General features: G+C 52.2%; 3 protein-coding genes and 4 pseudogenes. 4 read left to right on the top strand and 3 right to left on the bottom strand.

The genetic code is table 11. The features are described 5' to 3' along the window. Window positions 1–150: pseudogene (locus QZ506_RS00275) on the top strand (IS481 family transposase); the annotation flags it as partial. Between the two features lie 227 nt (window positions 151–377). On the opposite strand, the gene ybiB reads toward QZ506_RS00275, so the two are convergent. Together ybiB and dinG are read right to left on the bottom strand one after the other, a co-directional pair. Then, complete coding sequence (ybiB, locus tag QZ506_RS00270; RefSeq protein ID WP_291968282.1) at window positions 378–1,346, bottom strand: DNA-binding protein YbiB; 969 nt, start codon at window positions 1,344–1,346, stop codon at window positions 378–380. A gap of 56 nt (window positions 1,347–1,402) precedes the next feature. Then, entirely contained in the window at window positions 1,403–3,502 is a 2,100-nt protein-coding gene (gene dinG, locus QZ506_RS00265; protein WP_291968281.1) for an ATP-dependent DNA helicase DinG, read from the bottom strand. A 205-nt stretch (window positions 3,503–3,707) separates the two neighbouring features. Here dinG and QZ506_RS00260 point away from each other — a divergent pair. From QZ506_RS00260 to QZ506_RS00250, 3 genes and pseudogenes are all read left to right on the top strand, one after another. Then, window positions 3,708–4,232, top strand: a pseudogene (locus tag QZ506_RS00260) (AraC family ligand binding domain-containing protein); the annotation flags it as partial. 3 nt (window positions 4,233–4,235) lie between these two features. Continuing rightward, entirely contained in the window at window positions 4,236–4,472 is a 237-nt protein-coding gene (locus QZ506_RS00255; RefSeq protein WP_291968283.1) for a helix-turn-helix domain-containing protein, read from the top strand. A gap of 61 nt (window positions 4,473–4,533) precedes the next feature. Next, window positions 4,534–5,028, top strand: a pseudogene (locus QZ506_RS00250) (LysE family translocator); the annotation flags it as partial. 51 nt (window positions 5,029–5,079) lie between these two features. On the opposite strand, the pseudogene QZ506_RS00245 reads toward QZ506_RS00250, so the two are convergent. Next, window positions 5,080–5,405, bottom strand: a pseudogene (locus QZ506_RS00245) (integrase core domain-containing protein); the annotation flags it as partial.

The following is a 5,405-nucleotide window of genomic DNA, read 5'->3' as shown; positions in this document are numbered from 1 at the left end:
GAAAGCCTGCAGGTAGATCTGGACAACTGGTTGTGGCATTACAATAATGAGCGAACTCATCAGGGAAAAATGTGCTGCGGGCGTACGCCGATGGCCACTTTACTCGATGGAAAACGGATCTGGGCAGAAAAGAATCTGAAGCAGATGTAATCTGACAGACACCTGTATAAATAATAGGTAACTGTCAGATCAGGTCTGAGCTAGTACACATTAGCACTATTTTTATTATGGAAATGTATTATCAGAAGTTTAAACAAAAATATAACGTCGACCAACGATAATGTATACTACATATCGAAAAAACCAATGAATATAAAATGCATTCGATTGGTTTTTCAGAGTATCAAAGATAATATCAGATTTTGAGTGCAGGCATTTTAGCCAAAACGATTGCTAATGGTCGCCACCGCTTGTTCCATGGTTGGAGACATACCGCCAGCAACCAGACAGCAAGCAAGCTGTAAGCGCAGGGCATAAGGTACTGCAATTTCCCCCGCCAGGCACTGCGCTGTCCAACGCGCAGTCGTCACTACATCCCGGGCAATCGGCAACTTATCCGGTGCTACACCAATATCCTGACGCTGTTGTAGCACTACACTGTGTTGCCCCCGAATAAACTGAATTTCAGGACATAGCTGCGGATTCGCATAGACCTCACCTTCCGTGCCGTGCATCAGCAACGCTCTGGTATCGATATCAAGGAAAAACTGATTAAGCCGAGTGACGTATTCCGGATGTGAGACGCTGGTCAAACGCAATGCCTCTTGCTCGCCAAACGGCGTCAACAATTTAGCCAGCGTATGACTGCTATTGCGCACGCCCATGCGCCAGCGCAGTTGCAACTGTTTATCCAAAGCAGGACTCAGGACTGAGATCGGAATAAATACCGGGAACCCGTCATCAATCAATGACTGCGCCGCCTTGGCGCTGCTCGCACTTTTCACCCCGAGCGCTTGCAAAATTTCCGCGCTGGTTACCCGCGCCGGGTCATTTTCAACGCCGTGAACCACCACTGGAAAGCCCAATTTAACCAGCAATAACGCCAGCAATGGCGTCAGATTGGGCTGGCGCCGTGCACCGTTGTAGCTGGGGATGACAATAGGCATAGGGCGACCCGCAGGCGCGTGCAAGCGCAATACCTGCTCGCTGGTTGCCTGATAGAAACCGCGCAGCTCTGCTTCACCTTCCCCTTTGATCCGCAAGGCAATCAGTACACCGCCCAGTTCCAGATCGGGCACATCACCTTGCAGCATATGACGATATAGCGAGTATGCAGCGTCCTGATCCAAATCACGTGCGTGATTTTTCCCCCGCCCGATCTCTTTGATGATGTTGGTAAAGTCCATGCGTTCTCCCGCGAAAAAGATGATCGATCTATTTCTGCAAAAATAGCATGTTTATATCATGCTGGCACATCACGTTGTTCAATGGGGAATACCGGCAACGCCGCCAACAGTTGCGCACCGTATCCCTTGGTCAACAAGCGTCTGTCATAGATAACGATTTCACCAAAACAGGTGTGACTGCGAATCAAACGCCCAACCTGCTGGATCAGGTTAAATGAAGCGGCAGGCAGGCTTTGCACCACAAAGGGATGGCGTTTCTGACTTTTTAACCACTCCCCTTCGGTCAGGATCACCGGGCTGTCAATCGGGGGAAAGGCAATCTTATGAATATGCACTTGCGACAGCAGTTCACCTTTCAAATCCAGCCCTTCGGCAAAAGATTGCAACCCAACCAGTACGCTGACGTCGCCCGCCTCCACGCGTTGTCGGTGCAACGCAATCAGGCGCGAACGCGGCTGATCCCCTTGAACCAACAGCATTAAGCGCAAATCGGTGACCTGTGAGAGAAACTGCTGCATCGCTCTTTGGCTGGCGAACAACACCAGAATCCCTTTGTGCCCCTGCTGGGACAATGATTGGCGGAAAAAACGCGCCATTTCGGCAATATGTGGCACTTCATTTTTCAGCAAGGGTTCACAGTGCATTTTGGGGATCACCAGCTTGCCCTGCTGACAGTGGTTGAAAGGCGAATCCAGCGTGATAAAACGATCTCCCTCTTCTTCATCCAGGCCAGAGAGTTCTTTCAGCCGCTGGTAACTGTTCAGGGAGCGTAAGGTCGCGGAGGTCAAAACCACGTGCGAAACATTGTGCCACAGCAGTCGGTCGAGCTGGTCACAGACACGTATTCCCGCACAGTGCAACGATAGCCGCCACTGCCCTTCGCGATATTCCCGATGCAGCCATTTGGATACCGGTGCGTTGGATACTTTCTCCAGAGCGGCCAAATGCCAGAGTTGCGTTTTACTCTCCAGATAACCCATGGCGCGGCTCATACGCAAAAGCGCCTGATGAACCCGCACCACATCGTGCTTGCCGGTTTTTTCCCCGAGATCGTGAGACAGGTATTCGGTTAAGCCGCGCAGGCCATCCGTTAGCTTATGCAGCCGGACACACACCTGCCGCATCTCTTCCGGCATAACCCCCATCGGGAAGAGATATTCGCTTTCTTGTCCTTCCCCCTGGAGAAACAGCTCACTCATGGCAACAAATGCGGCGTTCTGCTCAATCATCTCCTCAATATGTGCCGTCAACCGTTCAGTGTTAGTCAGACGCGGCGGCGATTTTGGCGGGAACTGCGCCATACAGGTTGCCACCAGCTGGATAACACTGTCCATCTGCGCTTTAACATACGCAGGGGTAATGTCCCCCGCCATTTCCAGCGAATCGCGCGCCACATCCGGCACGTGATGCCCTTCATCCAGCACCAACAGCAGATCTTTCGCGGCAGGCAGCACCGAATCGCTCTCCATCGCCGCCATCACCAAGGCGTGATTGCTCACCACAACTTCTGTATTTTCAATCTCACGACGGGCGATAAAGAATGGACAGTCACGGTAATAGTGACAATTTTTACCCAGACAGTTGGCTTTATCGGTACTGACCTTACGCCATAAAGCATCGTCGATCGTCAGGCTGTAATGATCGCGCATCCCGTCCCATTCATACCCTTGAAATGCTTTCGCCATATTGAGACACGCCCTGCGCTCTTCTTTGCTGGCTGGCTCCAGTTCATCACTGAGAAATGCCAGCAAATCCCCTTGCGCGGTCTCGGAGGTCAACGCCGCCAGATTGCGCGGGCAGAGATAACGCGCCCGACCAAAAGCGGCGGTGAAGGTGAGCTCAGGGATGAATTTTTTCAGCAGCTGCAGATCTTTGGTGACAATCTGATCCTGCAACGCGATGTTGGCGGTGCTGATCACCAGCGTCTTGCTCTCTGCGCGCGCAATCGCAATGCCGGGAATCAGGTAGGACAAGGTTTTACCCACACCGGTGGGTGCCTCAATAACCGCGTGGCGCGGATACTCACCGGCCAGTGTTTTCGCCACTTCTGCGATCATCTGTCGCTGTGGAGCCCGGGAGGTAAAATCAGGAATATGTTGTTGCAGCGCCTTATACCACTGGTCGATTTGCTGCTTGATTATGAGGGTAAGCGCCATGCCATCTCAATGTCTGTCCAATTCTGCGACTATTGTCCCACAGACAGCGGCAAACGTCAGCCGCAATTCCCCTCGACAAACCTGCATGCAGCCAGTAGGGTAAAGTAAATCGTGATAAAGAGTCTTTTCCATGTCTGCGGTGTACCGCGTCAAACAAACGTATTTGTTTTCTCCGCGTCTGCCTTAGGTTGAATGCCGTTCGACCTGGTGTAGCAGTCAGGGGTATAAAACACATACACACACCCAACTTTCCCTAGGCCTGGTCGTGGCAGGCAGCACCGTCTGCCACTATCGCGGTGCAGACCGCCTGTTGCGCGCTGATGATATGGTGTTGATCGACCCGCATGCGCCGCACAGCTATACCCCACTGCCCGGACAGACGCGCAGTTATCATATGTTTTACCTCGACGCGGCACGGTGCCGGGCGCTTGTGGCCGAACAGTACGGGCAGCCGGTAGCCGCTCTCCATTGCCACCCCGTGCGCGTGCAAGATCACGCCCTGTTTAGCGATGGACTGCAACTGCTCAACAGCCTCTATCGCCACGATATAACCAGCGCGACACCACAGTTGAATACGCTGGTATCCAGGCTGTTGTCGCGTTACTGCTCTGCACAACAGCCACTCGCGGAACAATCCACCACGCGCTATATGCGCCAGCGCCTGCTCAGCAATTTGCAAACATCGCCGTCGCTGACCACGCTGGCACAGGAGCTGCACCTGCGCCGATAAACGCTGGTACGACATTTACGTGAAGATACCGGCATCATGCCCATGGCTTTCCTTAATAATGTGCGCATTGAATATGCCAACACACTGATTAAGCAAGGTGTACCGCTGGCCGATGCCAGATACCAAAGCGGCTTTAGCGATCAAAGTCACTTTCACAAAATCTTTGTGCTGCACACGGCGGCGACACCGGGGCAATATCAGCAAGCGAGTGAATCTCCGTCTGCCACGATCACTATTTGACAATCATTAGCTCAACAAGCTCACTAGACTTGGCCTCGTTTATTTCGTTGAGGTCACTGTTATGGTTATTAATACCCTGTTTCCTACCCATTTCCCCGCGCTCGCCTTAGCGCATTTTGTCGCCTTGCTCAGCCCCGGTCCTGACTTCTTCTTGCTGACGGCCTACGCGTTGCGCCACCGCCTGCGCGGAGGTATCGGAATTTGTATCGGCATCGCGCTGGGCAATGGCTGCTATATCCTGCTGGCCATTATGGGCGGTGCTGCCATTCAGCAAATGCCACAGATTTTTGTTCTGCTGCAACTCGCGGGGGCGCTGTATCTGCTGTGGATCGGTTCACAGCTCATGCGCAGTTCTACACGAACCACCTCGCTAACGGTCACAGAGACGCAGCGCGTGCCTTCACTGGTACATCAGTTGCTGCTCGGTCTGGGTTCTTCGTTGCTTAACCCCCAAAATATGCTGTTTTATATCAGCCTGATGGCAAGTATTCTTGGCCCATCCGTCACGCTGACACAACAAGCCGTCAGCGGCGGGTGGATGTTCAGTGTTGTACTAGCTCAGACCTGATCTGACAGTTACCGATTATTTATACAGGTATCTTTCAGATTACATCTGGTTCAGATTCTTTTCTGCCCAGATCCGTTTTCCATCGAGTAAAGTGGCCATCGGCGTACGCCCGCAGCACGTTTTTCCCTGATGAGTTCGCTCATTATTGTAATGCCACAGCCAGTTGTCCAGATCTACCTGCAGGCTTTCCAGGTCTCCATATAACTTCTTGCGGAACGTAACCTAATAAAAATCCTGCAAAATGGTTTTATGGAAGCGCTCGCAGATGCCGTTCGTCTGCGGAGACATCGCCTTCGTTTTCGTATGCTCGATATCGTTGATAGCCAGATAAAGCTGATAATCATGCTGCTCCACTTTACCACAGT

The sequence above is a fragment of the Candidatus Symbiopectobacterium sp. genome (assembly GCF_020054415.1).
Lineage (GTDB): Bacteria > Pseudomonadota > Gammaproteobacteria > Enterobacterales > Enterobacteriaceae > Symbiopectobacterium.
Note: the sequence above shows the minus strand (reverse complement) of the source record. Positions and strands in the feature narration are given on the sequence as shown.

Bases quoted from the DNA above. Each gene is read 5' to 3' on its own strand.
- ybiB (WP_291968282.1), bottom strand. From the start codon at position 1,346: ATGGACTTTACCAACATCATCAAAGAGATCGGGCGGGGGAAAAATCAC.
- dinG (WP_291968281.1), bottom strand. From the start codon at position 3,502: ATGGCGCTTACCCTCATAATCAAGCAGCAAATCGACCAGTGGTATAAG.